A 14,042-nucleotide genomic window follows, 5' to 3' on the forward strand; every position below is an offset into this window, starting at 1 on the left:
GGAGCCGCTCCATGCGCATGACCGATATCGCCTTCTGCACCGTCGACTGGTCCACGATCGAGCCGACCCGGCATGCGGGCGATGCCGGCCATGCGCTCTGGCGCACGCAGCATTTCGGGCCGCCGGACAACCCGATCCGCGTCCGGATGGTGGAGTATGTGGCCGGTTATGTCTCCGACCACTGGTGCTCGAAGGGCCATGTGCTGCTGTGCCTCGACGGCGAACTGGAGACGACCCTGGCCGATGGCCGCGTATTCGTCCTGAAGCCGGGCATGAGCTATCAGGTGGCCGATGGCGCCGAGCCGCACCGCTCGCGCGCGCCACAGGGGGCGCGCCTGTTCATCGTCTACTGAGGCGCTTTTCAGCCGATGGGATCGCCCTTCACCAGCCCGAACAGCAGGTGATCCGTCCAGGTGCCGTTGATGCACAGATATTGCCGGGCGAGCCCCTCGCGCCGGAAGCCGACCTTTTCCAGAAGCGCGATCGAGGTGCCATTGTGCGGCACGCAGGCCGCCTCGACGCGCCGGAAGCCGAGCGCCCCGAAGGCGAAGGGGATCAGCGTGCGCACTGCCGCGCTCATGTAGCCGCGGCCCGCGAAGGGCTGGCCCATCCAGTAGCCGAGCGAGACGGCCTGCGCCACGCCGCGGCGGACATTGGTCAGCGTCACGCCGCCGACCAGCGCCCCGTCCTCGTGGCGATGGACGAACAGCGCATAGCCCTGATCGTCACGCCAGTCCTGCCGGTAGCGCGCCACCCGGCGGCGGAAGGCGGAGCGGGTGAGGTCGTCCGGCGGCCAGGCCGGCTCCCACGGCACGAGGAACCCGCGGCTTGCGCCCCTGAGCGCCGCCCATGGCTCGAAATCGGCCATGTCCGGAACGCGCATGGTCACCTTGCCGCCGACGACCGGCTCGGGCGGGTCATAGGCAAGCCCGACGGCGCGCAGCAGCGAGAGCGGCCGCGGCGACAGCGGCCTTCCTGCCGGGTCCTTTGTCGAAGCGTTCATGTCGGACGGAATTGTTCCGCCAGCCTCGCCACCTTGTCCAGCCCACGTTTCGGGCCGACCGCCGCAAAAGTCATCGCCGACGCGCCGATCAGCCGCGAACCGGCGGCACGGACCGCCTCGACCGTCACCCCATCGATGCGCCGGACGATCTCGTCGAGCTCATAGGTGCGCCCGAAGGCGAGCACCTGGCGGGCCATCTGGTCGGTGCGCGCCGAGCCGCTTTCCAGCGCCCCGAGCAGCCCGACCTTCATCTGCGCCTTGGCGCGGCCGACCTCGGCCTCGGTGGCGCCGGTCGCCGCCTTGTGCAGCACGTCGAGCGACAGGCCGACCAGGTCATGGGCGTCGGCCGGATCGGTGCCGGCCGAGATGCCGAACAGCCCGGTATCGCCATAGGACCAGTGGAAGGAATGGATCTCGTAGCAGAGCCCGCGTTCCTCGCGCAGGTCCTGGAACAGCCGCGACGACAGGCCGCCGCCCAGAAGGTTGTTGAACACGCCGACCGCATAGACATCGCTGTCGCGGTAGCTGACCCCCTCGAAGCCGAAGACGAGGTTGGTCTGCTCGATCGGCCGGCTGGCCGTGGCGATGCCGCCCTTGTAGCGCCCCTCCTCGCTCTTGGGCGGGGCCTCGGCGGACAGGCGCGCGAACTGCCGGGCGGCCATCTCCACCAGGCTGTCGTGATCGACGGCGCCGGCTGCCGCGACCACGGTGCGCGGGGCGCTGTAGCTGCGGCCGAGATAGCCGCGCAGCTTGTCCGGGGTCGCCGAACGGACCGCCTGTGGGGTTCCGAGAATCGACCGGCCGAGCGGCTGGCCGGGAAAGGCGCTGGCGACGAACAGGTCCTGCACCACGTCGTCGGGCGAATCCTCGGCGGCCCCGATCTCCTGGACGATGACGTTCTTCTCCTTGACGAGTTCGGCCGGGTCGAACTGCGGATCGGTGAGGATGTCGGCGAGAATGTCGACCGCCACCGGCAGGTCCTCGCCCAGCACCTTGGCGTAGTAGGACGTGCTCTCCGAGCCGGTCGAGGCGTTGAGGTCGCCGCCCACCGCCTCGATCTCCTCGGCGATGGCTCGCGGCGTGCGCCGGGTGGTGCCCTTGAAGGCCATGTGCTCGAGGAGATGGCTGATGCCGTGCTCGTCGGGGCGCTCGTCGCGCCCGCCCACCCCGAAGGTCACGGAGACCGCGGCCGTTCGCAGGTGCGGCATGGTGTCGGTGACAACCGTCAGGCCGGATTCGAGGGTGGTGAGGCGGGTGGCCGCAGACATGGTGATGTTCATGCCGCGAACATAGTGATCCGGCGTCAGAACCGGAAGCCGCCCGAGAGCATCAGTCTGCGGGAGACGATCCAGTTCTCCGAGCGCAGCGCCGCCTGACCGGCCACCGTGGCCGGGTCGCCTGTCGGGCCGCCCGTGACATCGACCATGGCCTGCCCGGCCAGCGTCCGCATCAGGTTGGAGGATGGCGAGAAGGCAGCCTCCAGTTCGCCCTCGGCCCTGACGAACCAGCGGCCGAAGGGCACTTCCACGCCGGCGCCGAGCACGAGCGAGGGCAGCCAGCGCGCCGTCTGGCTGGTCACCCGTCCGCCCGACGTGCAGGCGAGCGTCGGCGGCATGCCGGTGATGGCGCAGGCGCGCGAGCCGGTCGCATCGAAATCGACACGCTCGCTAAGGTGCGCCATGCCGAGGCCGCCCCGCACGAAGGGCATGACGCCGCCGATGTCGATGCCGTAGCGGGCGGTCAGCGCCAGGCCGCCGGTGAGGGAGGCCCGATAGGTGCCGGCGGCGACATTGGTATAGGGCAGGATCCCGGCAAGCGTGACCGTCGAGGTGCCGCCCAGGCGGCCGCTGCCCGTTTCGCTGCCGAGCCGCCCGCGCAGTTCGAGGCCGGCGATCCAGCGCCCGCCGATCACCGTGTTCCAGCCGAACATGGCATGGGCGCTGAGGCCCCCGATCGCCGCCGAGGTGGTGCAGCCGGAGGAGCCCGACACCATGACCGGCCCGAGGCCCGGCAGCGCGATGCCGGGACAGGCGAAGCCGTCGACGAGGGAGAAGGCGCGGCTTGCGGAAAAGGCATAGCCGAGGCCGCCGGCGACATAGAATCCGGTCAGGCCGCGGTTCTCGGCGGCAACCGTCGCGAAATCCGGAATGGCCGACTGCCGGACATCGCGGGTGTTGGCGGTCTGGGACCGGGCGGCCTGGGGCTGGACGGCCAGTCCGGCAAGCAGGCCGAGAAGGCCGAGAACGATGGTCGCACGTCGCGTGATCTGGCCCAGCATTGCCAGCCTCCCCTGCGATGCGACCCCGCAGCATGTTTAACACCGGGTGGACGGGGCTGGTGCAAAACCGGTGAATGAGGTGGACAGGGCGTTAACGGTGCCGACGTCGGCGGTGCCTCGCGGCAGCAATGGACGGTCTCGGCGGGGCATCGTGTCCGGTGGTGCCTCGCGGCAGCTGTGGACAATCTCGGCGGGACATCATGTCCGGTGGTGCCTCGCGGCAGCTGTGGACGATGTCGAAGACGGCCCCGCATTCCTCCCGCCGCCCAGGGCAAGGGCGGCAGGCTGCCGGGCATCAGGCGCAGTTTTCGAACATGCCTGAAACCTACCGAACCAGCGTCACGCTGTCAAGGCTTATTTTCTTTCAAAAAGAATAAAAGCCGGAGGCAGGGCCCTCGCCTCATCCCCTCGGATCGACCGGCCTGACCGTGTTCAGACCGAGGATCGTCTCCAGCATCGCCGCCCCGGCCAGCACCCGGTCCTCGCCATGGGGCCGGGCCGCGATCTGCAGGCCCACCGGCCGGCCGTCTTTGGTGAACCCGCAGGGCAGCGACAGCGCCGGGCTGGACACGGTGGTCAGCGCATAGGCGATCGACAGCCACTGGACATAGTCGGGGAAGGTGAACCCGTCGCATTCGGCGACGAAGCGCTGCTCGACCGGATAGGCGGCGACGATGGTGGCCGGCGTCAGCAGGAGGTCGTAGCGCTCGAAGAAGGCGAGCGAGCGCTGGAGCATGGCCTGCCGCTGCGCCTCGGCGCGGGTCAGTTCGTCCATGGTCAGCTTCAGGCCCTTCTCGATGTTCCAGATCACCTCGGGCTTCAGCTTGTCGCGATGGGTGCGCAGGAGCTCGACCTTGGTGGTGGCAAAGGCATAGGCGCGCAAGGTCCCGAAGCACTCGTGAATTTCCGAGAAGTCCGGATGGGCCTCCTCGACGATGACGCCCGCCTCCTTGAAGCGCTTCGCCGCCTTCATGCAGATCGCCTTCACCTCCGGGTCCACCGGCGTGATGCCGAGATCGGCCGACCAGGCGACGCGCTTCGGCTTCCACGGCCCCTTCAGCGCCGAGCGGAAGCTGGTCTTCGGTGAGGGAAGCGAACGCGGGTCGCGGTGGTCGTCGCCACTCATGGCATCCAGCAGCAGCGCGAGGTCGGCCACGGTGCGGGCCATCGGCCCCTCGACGCCGAGCGTCGCGTCGATCTTGGTGCCGGGGGTCGACGCAACGCGACCGGGGGACGGCCGCATGCCGACAATGCCGCAGAAGCTCGCCGGGTTGCGCAGCGACCCGCCCATGTCGGAGCCATGCGCCAGCCAGGCCATGCCGGTGGCCAGCGCCACGGCCGCCCCGCCCGACGAGCCGGCCGCCGAGAGCTTCGTGTTGTAGGGGTTCACGGTCGCGCCGAACACCTCGTTGAAGGTGTTGGCACCGGCGCCGAATTCCGGCGTGTTGGACTTGGCGTAGATGACGCCGCCCTGGGCCTCCAGCCGGTCCACCAGCACGTTGGAGACCGTCGGCACATGGTCCTTGAAGATCGGCGAGCCCTGCGTGGACCGGACGCCGGCAACATCGGCCAGGTCCTTGATCGGCACGGGCATGCCCATCAGCAGGCCGCGCTCCTCCGCCGGCTTCTTCATCAGGGCGCGGGCGTGCTTGCGGGCCCGGTCGAAGCACAGGGTCGGCAGGGCGTTGACCTTGCCGTCCACCGCCTTCACCCGCTTCTCCAGCGTGTCGAGGAGGTCGAGTGGCGAGACCTCGCCCTTCTTCAGCAGCTTGAGGACTTGGGTCGCGCTCTTCTCGATCAGCGACAGGTCGGCGGCCATGGGCGGTCCTTTCGGCGTTTCCTTGCGATCCCTGCCGCGAGCCTTGCACCCCCGCAGCGGTGACGGCAAGGCAGGCCGGCGCCAGCCGGGCCATGCGGCCAGCGAATGGGTCGGGCGCCCCCTTGGTCGGTGCGCAGCCTTTCCGCTAAGACTGCGGCTGCCCATCCCGGACCTGCCAGATGACCGCCGAGACGCCAGAAGCCGCCGCCGACCTGTCCGCCGAGCCGCATGTCCGGGTCCGGCGGCTCAACAAGCGTGACCTCAACCGCACCTGGGAGTTCATCAAGGCGGTGTTCCGCGAGGTGAACCGCTCGACCGTCGAATACCAGCGGCCGAAATCGAAGAAGCGCTTCGAGGAGGTCTATGAGGAGAAGGGCATCGAGCAGCTCCTGTTCGTCATCCGCCAGGACGGCAAGGAGCGGATCGTCGGCTATGCCGAATGCGCGCTGTCGATCATCGGCACCGACAACTGGATGAACGAGCGCTATTTCCGAGCCCGCGAGATGCGCCCGCTGTTCGTCGAGGAACTGGCGGTGGACCCGGAGTTCCAGGGCCGCGGCCTCGGCTCCTTCGTGCTCGACCAGTTGGAACACCTCGCCCGGCTGCGCGGCTGCACCCATCTGGTGCTGGAGGTCGCCGAGAACAACGACACGGCGCTGAAGTTCTACCGCGCCCGCACCTTCACCAAGCTGGACGCCGCCATCTTCCTCGCCAAGAAGGTCGTCAGCGATCCGGAACTTCTGCCGCCGCGCCCTCTGAAGCGGCGGCGGCCGCCGGCACGGGCGGCCGCCCCAAAGGTTGCGGAACCGAAGGCTTCAGCGACGCTGCCGGCCGAGCCGAAGGACACGCCGCCGGAGGGTTGACGCCTTTCGCCGGGCCGACGCTGCACCCGCATTCCTGCCGTGCTTTGACACCTGCCTGCAGGATCGGCTTCATGGCGCCTTCTCATTCTCCGGAGGCTGCCATGCCGCTGACGAACCTGCAGGTCCGCGACGTCGAGACCATCCTTCACCCCTATACGAACCAGGCGACGGTCCGCGAGACCGGCACGCTGATCCTGGAGAGCGGCAAGGGCATCCATGTCACCGATGTCGACGGCAAGTCCTATATCGAGGGCATGTCGGGGCTGTGGTGCGCATCGCTCGGCTACGGCAACGAGGAACTGGCCCAGACCGCCTACGAGCAGATGAAGAAGCTGTCCTTCACCCATCTGTTCGGCGGCAAGAGCCACGACCCGGCGATCGAACTGGCCGAAAAGCTGAAGGAGAAGGCGCCCGTGCCGATCTCCAAGGTGTTCTTCGTCTGCTCCGGCTCCGAGGCCAATGACAGCCAGGTCAAGCTGATCTGGTACATGAACAACGCGCTCGGCCGCCCGCAGAAGAAGAAGATCGTCTCGCGCATCAAGGGCTATCACGGCGTCACCGTGGCCTCGGCCTCGCTGACCGGCCTGCCTGCCAACCACATCGACTTCGACCTGCCGATCGCCGGCATCCTGCACACGTCCTGCCCGCACTATTACCGCTTCGGCAAGGACGGCGAGACCGAGGAAGAATTCTCCTCCCGCTGCGCCCAGGAACTGGAGGACATGATCCTGCGCGAGGGTCCGGACACGGTCGCCGCCTTCATCGCCGAGCCGGTGATGGGCGCCGGCGGCGTGATCGTGCCGCCGAAGGGCTATTTCGAGAAGATCATGGCGGTCTGCACGAAATACGACGTGTTCATGATCGCCGACGAGGTGATCTGCGGCTTCGGCCGCCTCGGCGAATGGTTCGGCTCCTCGGCGCTCGGCTACAAGCCGAACTCGATCTCGGTCGCCAAGGCGCTGACCTCGGCCTACATGCCGGTCGGGGCGGTGATGATCCCGGAGGACATGTACCAGGCCACCATCGTCGAATCGAAGAAGGTCGGCACGTTCGGCCACGGCTTCACCTATTCCGGCCACCCAGTGGGGGCGGCGGTTGCCGTGAAGACGCTGGAAATCTACGAGCGCGACCGCATCATCGAGAAGGCCGCGGCCAAGTCGCCGCAGTTCCAGGCGCATCTGAAGGCGCTCGGCGACCACCCGCTGGTCGGCGAGGCACGCGGCATCGGCCTGGTCGGCGCGGTCGAGGTGGTGGCGGACCGCAAGACGAAGAAGGCTTTCGAGCCGAAATCGGCCGTCGGCGCGAGGGTTGTGAAGCATGCCGAGGAAGAGGGCCTGATCCTGCGCGCCATGGGCGATTCCGTCGGCATCTGCCCGCCGCTGATCATCGCGCCGGAAGAGATCGACGACATGTTCGACCGCCTCTCCCGCGCGCTCGACCGCACGCTCGACTGGGCGACGAAGGAAGGTCTCGTCACGACCTGAGGCGATCCTCCGGCGGGGTCCGCGATGAGGCTGGCGGCGCCGGGATCGGCGCCTGCCGCTGCCTCGCTCCGGCCGCCGTCACAGCGCCGCCATATCGCTCGCTTCATTTCTGGCGCGTGCGGGGTTAGCCTCTGCGTAACATGAACCGAGTGACCCCCTGCTGATGCGCCGCGATCTCGATCCCTTCAAGGTCTCGTCCCCGCGGATCTTCCTGTTCCGGATGCTGGTGTTCCTGGCGCTGGTCGGCCTCATGGTGGCCGTGCTCCAGCGCGAGGTGACCATTGCCTTCATGGCCAATCCGGGCCTCAACGGCGTCATCGTCGCCGTCGGCCTCATCGGCGTCATCCTGACATTCCGGCAGGTCATCCGGCTGTTCCGGGAGGTGCGCTGGGTCAATTCCTTCCGCGTCGCCGACCCGGGCCTGGCGGTCGACCGGGCGCCCGTGCTGCTCGCGCCGATGGCGACCATGCTCGGCGACCGGGCCGGGCGCATGTCGATCACCACCACCACCATGCGCTCGCTGCTCGATTCGCTCGCCACCCGCCTCGACGAGGGACGCGAGCTGTCGCGCTACCTGACCGGTCTGCTGGTCTTCCTCGGCCTGCTCGGCACGTTCTGGGGCCTGATCGAGACCGTCACCTCGGTCGGCCGGGTGATCAACGGCCTGTCGACGCAGGGCGAACTCGGCACCATCTTCGAGGACATGAAGCGGGGTCTCGCCGAGCCGCTGGGCGGCATGGGCATCGCGTTCTCGTCCTCGCTGTTCGGCCTGTCCGGCTCGCTGGTGCTCGGCTTCCTCGACCTGCAGGCGAGCCAGGCCCAGAACCGGTTCTACACCGAGGTGGAGGACTGGCTGTCATCGGCGGTGGGCGACATGACGGTGATCGGGCAGGACAGCGAGACGCCGGCCGGCGGCGTCTCGGTCGCGGACCTGCAGCGGGCCTTCGACCGGCTGCAGCAGGCCATGGTGGAAGGCAGTTCGAACCAGCGGGCGACCGCCGCGATGGCCAACCTTGCCGAGGGCATCCAGGGGCTGGTGACGCATCTGCGCTCCGAGCAGCAATTGCTGCGCGACCTCCTGCAGGAACAGACCGGCGACCAGGCCGAGCTGCGGCGGCTGCTTGAAAAGCTGCTCAGCGAGCGGGGACGCTCCTGATGGCCCTGTCGCGGGCGCGCCGGGACCGCGGCATCGACTACTGGCCGGGTTTCGTCGATGCCCTGTCGACCTTCCTGCTGTCGATCATCTTCATGCTGTCGGTGTTCATGCTGGCGCAGTATTTCCTGCAGCGCGACATCGCCGGCAAGGACGACGCCATGGTGCGCCTGCAGGCGCAGATCGCCGAGCTCGGCGAATTGCTCCGGCTCGAGCGCGGCCAGCGCGCCACCCTTCAGGAGGGGCTCGCCGCCATCACCGCGACGCTCGGCGCGACGGAGGAGGACCGCCGCCGCCTGCAGGGCCTGCTCGACGACACCCGCGCCGAGGCCGGCTCGGCGGCCGGCCGGGCGGGCACGCTCGAATCCCAGCTGGCCGAACAGCGGCGCAACGCCCAGGCCGCCATCACCCAGATCGAGCTTTTGAACCAGCAGATCGCCGCCTTGCGGCGCCAGCTTGCGGCGCTGGAGGATGCGCTCCAGGTCAGCGAGTCCCGCGACCGGGAATCGCAGGTGCGCATCACCGATCTCGGCCGGCGGCTGAACCTGGCGCTGGCCCAGCGGGTGCAGGAGCTCTCGCGCTACCGGTCCGAGTTCTTCGGACGGCTGCGGGAAATCCTCGCCGAGCGGGCCGACATCCGCGTGGTCGGCGACCGATTCGTGTTCGGCTCGGAGGTGTTCTTCGGATCGAGCCAGGCCGAGATCGAGGCCGGCGGGCGCGCCGAGCTCGACAAGATCGCCGAGGCGCTGCTGCAACTGAGCCGGGACATCCCGGCAGACATTCCCTGGGTGCTCAGGGTGGACGGCCATACCGATGCCCGGCCGATCAGCGGGGGCGGACGGTTCCGCACCAACTGGGACCTGTCGGCGGCACGCGCCATCGCCGTCGTCCAGTATCTGATCACCAAGGGCATTCCGCCCCAGCGGCTGGTTGCCGCCGGCTTCGGCGAGTTCCAGCCGATCGACCAGGGTGAGAGCACCGAGGCGCTCGCCCGCAACCGGCGCATCGAGCTGAGACTCACGGACCGCTGACCGGCCCGCCCTCCGGCGGCGCGAGACGTTTGACCGCCGCCCTTGGGGCCGGGCCGCGGCCGCGGGCGAGGCCAAACTGCAGGTCGGCCAGCCGGGCATAGAGGCCGCCGCTCGCCACGAGGCTGTCGTGCGTGCCCTCCTCGACGATGCGGCCATGCTCCATGACCAGGATGCGGTCGCAGGTCAGCACCGTCGCCAGCCGGTGTGCGATCACCAGCGTGGTGCGCCCCTTCATCAGCCCGTCGAGCGCGCCCTGCACCAGCGTCTCGCTCTCGGCATCGAGCGCCGAGGTTGCCTCGTCGAGCAGCAGCAGCGGCGCATCGCGCAGGATCGCCCGGGCAATGGCGATCCGCTGGCGCTGGCCGCCGGACAGCGTCACGCCGCGCTCGCCAACGAGACTGCCGTATCCGCCGGGCAGCCGCTCGATGAACTCGGCGGCATGGGCCAGATGCGCCGCCTGACGCACCTCCTCGTCGCTCGCCTCGGGCCGGCCGTAGCGGATGTTGTCGGCTACCGAGGCCGCGAAGATCGCGACATCCTGCGGCACCATGGCGATGCGGCGGCGCAGGGCCGCCGGATCGACCTCGGCGAGCGGCACGCCGTCGATGCGCACGACGCCGCCCTGCGGGTCGTAGAAGCGCTGGATGAGGGCAAACAATGTCGACTTGCCGGAACCGGACGGGCCAACGATGGCCACCCTCTCCCCGGCCCTGACCTCGAAGGAGACGCCGTCGAGCACCTTTGCCTCCGGCCGCACGGGATAGGCGAAGCGCACGGCGACGAAGGCGACCTCGCCGCGTGCCGGCTCGGGCAGGGCGAGCGGCGTTGCCGGCGCGGCCACGGCCGGCTCCGTCTCCATGATCTCGACGATCCGCTCCGCGGCGCCGGCGGCCTGGCTGATCTCGCTCCACACCTCGGAGAGCTGCGACAGGGCGCTGGCGGCAAACACGGCATAGAGCACGAACTGGGACAGGCGGCCGGCGGTGATCGTGCCGGCGAGCACCTGCAGGGCGCCGGCCCAGAGCACGCCGACGACGCTCGCGAAGACCAGGAAGATGATGACCGCGGTCAGGATCGCCCGCGCCCGGTTGGCGAGGCGGGCACTGTCGAAGGCCTCTTCGGCGGCGGCGCTGAAACGGCCGGTGACCATGGCCTCTGCCGTGAAGGCCTGCATGGTGCGCACCGCCTGGATGTTCTCGTCGGCATAGGCGGTGGCGTCGGCGAGGCGGTCCTGGGCGATGCGCGAGCGCTTGCGGACATCGCGGCCGAAGGCGACCAGCGGCAGCACCAGGAACGGAATGGCCCCGACGACATAGAGCGAGAGCTGCGGGCTGGTGACCACCATCATGGCCACCGCGCCGACGAACATGATGATGTTGCGCAGGGCGATGGACACCGACACGCCCACCGCCGACTTGAGCTGGGTAGTATCGGCGCTGATGCGCGAGATGAGTTCGCCGGTGCGCGCGGTGTCGTAGAAGGCGGGCGACAGCGTCGTCAGATGGGCGAAGACGGCGGACCGGATATCCGCCACCACCCGCTCGCCGATGGTGGTGACCAGATAGAAGCGGGCGGCCGAAGCGACAGCCAGGACGGCGGCGATCACCACCAGCATGCCGAAATACTGGGTGACCATGCCTTCGGAGGAAAATCCGAAATCGATCATCCGGCGGATCGCCAGCGGCACGGCCAGCGTCGCCAGCGCGGCAATGGCGAGCGCCAGTCCCGCAGCGGCCAGCATGGCCTTGTCGCGCAGCATGAAGGGCAGGAATCGCATCAGCGGCCGCAGGCGCGGCTTGCGCTCCGTCTTCGCCGCGTCGGCAGGGCCACCGGCGGCCGTCACCATGCTCATTGCCGCACGTCCCTCACCTTGCGCCCGTCCGCACTCGCCAAGCCTTGAAAAGCCGGCGGTCTTCCGTTATGAGCGCGTCTTCTCGTCACAGACATTGACCGTGATGCCGGGCTGAAACGCGACCGGCGAGCGTTGAGGGCGACCCATGAAGACCGGCATCCATCCCGACTACCACACCATCAAGGTCGTCATGACCGATGGCACCGAGTACACGACGCGCTCGACCTATGGCAAGGAAGGCGACACGCTGCAGCTCGACATCGATCCCAAGTCGCATCCGGCCTGGACCGGCGGCTCGCAGCAGCTGATGGACCGCGGCGGTCGCCTGTCGCGCTTCAACCAGCGCTTCGGCGGCATCGGCGCCCTGAAGACGCCCTCCTGAGCAGCGCTCACAGGCGGCCCGGCAGGCGATTCTTGCCGGGACCTGTCTGGAATTCAGGCGCCTGAGATCGAAATCTCCGCAATCGAAGCCCCGGTTCGCCGGGGCTTTTTGCGTTCCGGCCGGCGGGATCGCGAGCCGTCGTCCGGCAGATCAGCGGGTCATGGAGACCGGCGCGCCGGTGGCGGTCGCACCCGAATAGCTGCCGCCCCCCTGCGGCGACAGACGCGCTGCGACGCGGCCGCCGGGCTGCAGGAGCACGATTTCCGAGCCGCGCTGCTCCCAGGCATTGATGCGCGCCAGCGACGGCGCACGGCAGCTTTGCGGGCTGGCACGGTAGAACTCGAACAGCGGCGTGGAGGTCAGCGTGATGCGGCAGCGGTCGCCGGCATCCGTCACCGTCCAGGTACCCGAGACCGCCGTCGGCGAATTGGCGGCGCGGGCGGTTTCCTGGCGCGGCAGGGACGAGACGACGGCGGGCGGGGCGCTCGGCGAGCGCGGATCGTCGGCCATGATGCTCGGCTGGCCACCGGGGCTGCTCGGCGACAGGGACTGGTCGATGGCCGGAGGACCCGAATCGGACCGGCCGACCTCGGCCGGCGGCGCCATTTCCTGGCTCTCGATGCCGCCGGTCTCGCCGGGCTGGCCGCCGGGGATGACATCGGCCTCGGAAGCGCCCGGCGGGCGGCTCTCCGGCGGTGGTGGCGCATCGGTCCGGCCGAAGCCCTGGTCGATCCGCTCGGAGCCCGAGGGCGGCACGGAGGCGGTCGAGAAGCTGCCGAAACGGGCCGACGACGTGCAGCCCGCCAGCGCGGCGGACAGGACAAGCAGGGCGGCGAGACGGGCGGCCGAGGGGCTGTGGACAATGAGGCGCTGGGCGGTTCGGCGCTGGGCCATGGGCGGGTTCATCCGAAAACTGTCCGGACGGACGCACGGACACTGGAACGTCGACTCGTCGTCCGGCCTTTTCGTGGCAAGGCTGCGACTTGTCGAGAATTGTCACCAATCCGGTTAACCGGCGGTTTCCGGACTGACCGTTTCCGGAATGGCACGCTGCGAGCCGGCTATGGCCGGCTCATAGACCGTGAACCGGTCAGACCTGGCGCGCCACCATCATCTTCTTGATCTCGGCGATGGCCCTGGCGGGGTTCAGCCCCTTCGGGCAGGCCTTCGAGCAGTTCATGATCGTGTGGCAGCGATAGAGGCGGAACGGGTCCTCGAGATTGTCGAGGCGCTCGCCGGTGGCCTCGTCGCGCGAGTCGATCAGCCAGCGATAGGCCTGCAGCAGGATGGCCGGCCCCAGATAGCGGTCGCCGTTCCACCAGTAGCTCGGGCAGGAGGTGGAGCAGCAGGCGCACAGGATGCACTCGTAGAGCCCGTCGAGCTTCTCGCGGTCCTCGCGCGACTGGCGCCATTCCTTCTCCGGCTGGGCGGTGGTGGTCTTCAGCCAGGGCTCGATCGAGGCATGCTGGGCGTAGAAGCGGGTCAGGTCCGGCACCAGATCCTTGACCACCGGCATGTGCGGCAGAGGATAGATCTTCACCTGCGCGCCCTTCACCTCGTCCATGCCGCGGGTGCAGGCGAGCGTGTTGGTGCCGTCGATGTTCATGGCGCACGAGCCGCAGATGCCCTCGCGGCAGGAGCGGCGGAACGTCAGGCCCGGGTCGACCTTGTTCTTGATCCAGATGAGGCCGTCGAGCACCATCGGGCCGCAATCGTCGCGATCGACGAAATAGGTGTCGATGCGCGGATTGGCGCCGTCATCCGGATTCCAGCGGTAGATCTTGAATTCGGAGATGCGATTGGCCCCCGACGGGCGCGGCCAGATCTTGCCCTCGGTGATCCTGGAATTCTTCGGAAGCGTGAACTGAGCCATGTGACGCCTGCATTTCGCGCGCTCGACGAGCGAAGGTGCCCTCCCTTCGAGCCTGAGCGCCGGCTTGTCAATCGTGTCTTTTGTCGGGACGGCGATCCACGCCGGTCAGCTCCGCATCCACCAGACCACGACAAGGCCCGCCAGCGCCGCGATCAGGCCGACCAGCCGCAACTGCTGGTCCGGCGTCACGCGCATCACCTCCAGCGCCTCGCGAACCCTGGAGGGGAAGGCCGCGAGGATCAGGCCCTCGATGACGAGGACGAGGCCGAGGGCGACGATGAAATCCGTCATGGCAGGCCCGGGG

14 protein-coding genes are annotated in these 14,042 nt (G+C 68.8%); 6 read left to right on the plus strand and 8 right to left on the minus strand.

Annotated features, from left to right (window positions below; genetic code table 11):
• Positions 1 to 11 precede the first annotated feature (11 nt).
• Entirely contained in the window at positions 12 to 353 is a 342-nt protein-coding gene (locus ACTIFS_RS06850) for a DHCW motif cupin fold protein (protein WP_439573312.1), read from the plus strand.
• Positions 354 to 361: 8 nt separating this feature from the next.
• Here the strand turns inward: ACTIFS_RS06850 and ACTIFS_RS06855 are convergent, their stop codons facing one another.
• The 4 genes from ACTIFS_RS06855 to ACTIFS_RS06870 form a co-directional block, all read right to left on the minus strand.
• Complete coding sequence (locus tag ACTIFS_RS06855; protein ID WP_439573313.1) at positions 362 to 1,003, minus strand: GNAT family N-acetyltransferase; 642 nt, start codon at positions 1,001 to 1,003, stop codon at positions 362 to 364.
• Positions 1,000 to 2,271, minus strand: coding sequence for a M16 family metallopeptidase (locus ACTIFS_RS06860; protein ID WP_439573314.1), 1,272 nt, complete (start codon positions 2,269 to 2,271; stop codon positions 1,000 to 1,002). Before ACTIFS_RS06860 ends, ACTIFS_RS06855 begins: the two co-directional genes overlap by 4 nt.
• A gap of 35 nt (positions 2,272 to 2,306) precedes the next feature.
• Positions 2,307 to 3,281 carry a hypothetical protein gene (locus ACTIFS_RS06865; RefSeq protein ID WP_439573315.1) on the minus strand — a complete coding sequence of 325 codons (975 nt, stop codon included), beginning with the start codon at positions 3,279 to 3,281 and terminating at the stop codon, positions 2,307 to 2,309.
• 400 nt (positions 3,282 to 3,681) lie between these two features.
• Positions 3,682 to 5,100: an amidase gene (locus ACTIFS_RS06870; RefSeq protein ID WP_439573316.1), complete on the minus strand. Its 1,419-nt coding sequence runs from the start codon at positions 5,098 to 5,100 to the stop codon at positions 3,682 to 3,684.
• 179 nt (positions 5,101 to 5,279) lie between these two features.
• On the opposite strand from ACTIFS_RS06870, the gene ACTIFS_RS06875 reads away from it, so the two are divergent.
• The 4 genes from ACTIFS_RS06875 to ACTIFS_RS06890 all read left to right on the plus strand — a co-directional run bounded on the left by ACTIFS_RS06875 (position 5,280) and on the right by ACTIFS_RS06890 (position 9,631).
• On the plus strand, positions 5,280 to 5,963 hold the full coding sequence (locus ACTIFS_RS06875; RefSeq protein WP_439573317.1) for a GNAT family N-acetyltransferase: 684 nt from the start codon (positions 5,280 to 5,282) through the stop codon (positions 5,961 to 5,963).
• Between the two features lie 101 nt (positions 5,964 to 6,064).
• Positions 6,065 to 7,447 carry an aminotransferase gene (locus tag ACTIFS_RS06880; protein ID WP_439573318.1) on the plus strand — a complete coding sequence of 461 codons (1,383 nt, stop codon included), beginning with the start codon at positions 6,065 to 6,067 and terminating at the stop codon, positions 7,445 to 7,447.
• 163 nt (positions 7,448 to 7,610) lie between these two features.
• The gene (locus ACTIFS_RS06885) at positions 7,611 to 8,603 is read left to right on the plus strand and encodes a flagellar motor protein MotA (RefSeq protein WP_439573319.1); all 993 of its coding nucleotides are present in this window, start codon (positions 7,611 to 7,613) and stop codon (positions 8,601 to 8,603) included.
• Positions 8,603 to 9,631 (plus strand): peptidoglycan -binding protein, encoded by a 1,029-nt coding sequence (locus ACTIFS_RS06890; protein ID WP_439573320.1) that lies wholly within the window; start codon positions 8,603 to 8,605, stop codon positions 9,629 to 9,631. Before ACTIFS_RS06885 ends, ACTIFS_RS06890 begins: the two co-directional genes overlap by 1 nt.
• Here the strand turns inward: ACTIFS_RS06890 and ACTIFS_RS06895 are convergent.
• Positions 9,618 to 11,483: an ABC transporter transmembrane domain-containing protein gene (locus ACTIFS_RS06895; RefSeq protein ID WP_439573321.1), complete on the minus strand. Its 1,866-nt coding sequence runs from the start codon at positions 11,481 to 11,483 to the stop codon at positions 9,618 to 9,620. The two genes, ACTIFS_RS06890 and ACTIFS_RS06895, sit on opposite strands and share 14 nt — an antisense overlap.
• A 145-nt stretch (positions 11,484 to 11,628) precedes the next feature.
• Here ACTIFS_RS06895 and rpmE point away from each other — a divergent pair, with 145 nt between their 5' ends.
• On the plus strand, positions 11,629 to 11,865 hold the full coding sequence (gene rpmE, locus ACTIFS_RS06900; protein ID WP_439573322.1) for a 50S ribosomal protein L31: 237 nt from the start codon (positions 11,629 to 11,631) through the stop codon (positions 11,863 to 11,865).
• A gap of 150 nt (positions 11,866 to 12,015) precedes the next feature.
• On the opposite strand, the gene ACTIFS_RS06905 is transcribed toward rpmE, so the two are convergent.
• The 3 genes from ACTIFS_RS06905 to ACTIFS_RS06915 all read right to left on the minus strand — a co-directional run bounded on the left by ACTIFS_RS06905 (position 12,016) and on the right by ACTIFS_RS06915 (position 14,029).
• A complete protein-coding gene (locus tag ACTIFS_RS06905) occupies positions 12,016 to 12,759 on the minus strand; it encodes a protease inhibitor Inh/omp19 family protein (RefSeq protein ID WP_439573323.1) in 744 nt (247 codons plus the stop codon).
• 196 nt (positions 12,760 to 12,955) lie between these two features.
• Positions 12,956 to 13,738 carry a succinate dehydrogenase iron-sulfur subunit gene (locus ACTIFS_RS06910; protein WP_439573324.1) on the minus strand — a complete coding sequence of 261 codons (783 nt, stop codon included), beginning with the start codon at positions 13,736 to 13,738 and terminating at the stop codon, positions 12,956 to 12,958.
• 105 nt (positions 13,739 to 13,843) lie between these two features.
• Positions 13,844 to 14,029 (minus strand): DUF2065 domain-containing protein, encoded by a 186-nt coding sequence (locus tag ACTIFS_RS06915; protein WP_439573325.1) that lies wholly within the window; start codon positions 14,027 to 14,029, stop codon positions 13,844 to 13,846.
• Positions 14,030 to 14,042: the final 13 nt, after the last annotated feature.

Origin of the sequence: Phreatobacter sp. (genome assembly GCF_051860605.1) — a bacterium.
Lineage (GTDB): Bacteria > Pseudomonadota > Alphaproteobacteria > Rhizobiales > Phreatobacteraceae > Phreatobacter.

Excerpts from the sequence above, each read along its gene's own strand:
- ACTIFS_RS06870 (WP_439573316.1), bottom strand. The coding sequence starts at position 5,100 with ATGGCCGCCGACCTGTCGCTGATCGAGAAGAGCGCGACCCAAGTCCTC.
- ACTIFS_RS06910 (WP_439573324.1), bottom strand. The coding sequence starts at position 13,738 with ATGGCTCAGTTCACGCTTCCGAAGAATTCCAGGATCACCGAGGGCAAG.
- ACTIFS_RS06880 (WP_439573318.1), top strand. The coding sequence starts at position 6,065 with ATGCCGCTGACGAACCTGCAGGTCCGCGACGTCGAGACCATCCTTCAC.
- ACTIFS_RS06915 (WP_439573325.1), bottom strand. The coding sequence starts at position 14,029 with ATGACGGATTTCATCGTCGCCCTCGGCCTCGTCCTCGTCATCGAGGGC.
- ACTIFS_RS06850 (WP_439573312.1), top strand. The coding sequence starts at position 12 with ATGCGCATGACCGATATCGCCTTCTGCACCGTCGACTGGTCCACGATC.
- ACTIFS_RS06895 (WP_439573321.1), bottom strand. The coding sequence starts at position 11,483 with ATGAGCATGGTGACGGCCGCCGGTGGCCCTGCCGACGCGGCGAAGACG.
- ACTIFS_RS06890 (WP_439573320.1), top strand. The coding sequence starts at position 8,603 with ATGGCCCTGTCGCGGGCGCGCCGGGACCGCGGCATCGACTACTGGCCG.
- ACTIFS_RS06885 (WP_439573319.1), top strand. The coding sequence starts at position 7,611 with ATGCGCCGCGATCTCGATCCCTTCAAGGTCTCGTCCCCGCGGATCTTC.
- ACTIFS_RS06855 (WP_439573313.1), bottom strand. The coding sequence starts at position 1,003 with ATGAACGCTTCGACAAAGGACCCGGCAGGAAGGCCGCTGTCGCCGCGG.
- ACTIFS_RS06905 (WP_439573323.1), bottom strand. The coding sequence starts at position 12,759 with ATGGCCCAGCGCCGAACCGCCCAGCGCCTCATTGTCCACAGCCCCTCG.
- rpmE (WP_439573322.1), top strand. The coding sequence starts at position 11,629 with ATGAAGACCGGCATCCATCCCGACTACCACACCATCAAGGTCGTCATG.
- ACTIFS_RS06875 (WP_439573317.1), top strand. The coding sequence starts at position 5,280 with ATGACCGCCGAGACGCCAGAAGCCGCCGCCGACCTGTCCGCCGAGCCG.
- ACTIFS_RS06860 (WP_439573314.1), bottom strand. The coding sequence starts at position 2,271 with ATGTCTGCGGCCACCCGCCTCACCACCCTCGAATCCGGCCTGACGGTT.
- ACTIFS_RS06865 (WP_439573315.1), bottom strand. The coding sequence starts at position 3,281 with ATGCTGGGCCAGATCACGCGACGTGCGACCATCGTTCTCGGCCTTCTC.